The following is a 227-nucleotide window of genomic DNA, read 5'->3' as shown; positions in this document are numbered from 1 at the left end:
TGTTTTTCCCCCTTCAGAGTCGAACCATATTACAGCAGATTCCATATCAGGAAGTTGAAAAAGACCACTATCCCTTCCCCATCTTCTTTATCCATCCTACGGAGCACCACAACCCACCTTACCCCATTCCGCACCAACTCCCCCCCAACCAAACCAATCCCTACTCCGATCAATCCATTCTCCACCACCCCCATCATCAACTTATTTTCCCCCAACACCCCAACCAA

1 protein-coding gene is annotated in these 227 nt (G+C 48.9%); it reads right to left on the bottom strand.

Going from position 1 to position 227, the window contains the following annotated elements; genetic code table 11:
* Positions 1-29 precede the first annotated feature (29 nt).
* Positions 30-227, bottom strand: a 198-nt coding sequence (locus FS628_RS32435; RefSeq protein ID WP_222125363.1) for a hypothetical protein, incomplete at its 5' end; no start/stop codon positions are given.

Source organism: Paenibacillus xylanexedens, assembly GCF_007676705.1.
Lineage (GTDB): Bacteria > Bacillota > Bacilli > Paenibacillales > Paenibacillaceae > Paenibacillus > Paenibacillus xylanexedens_C.
This window is presented reverse-complemented; position numbering and strand designations above follow the sequence as displayed.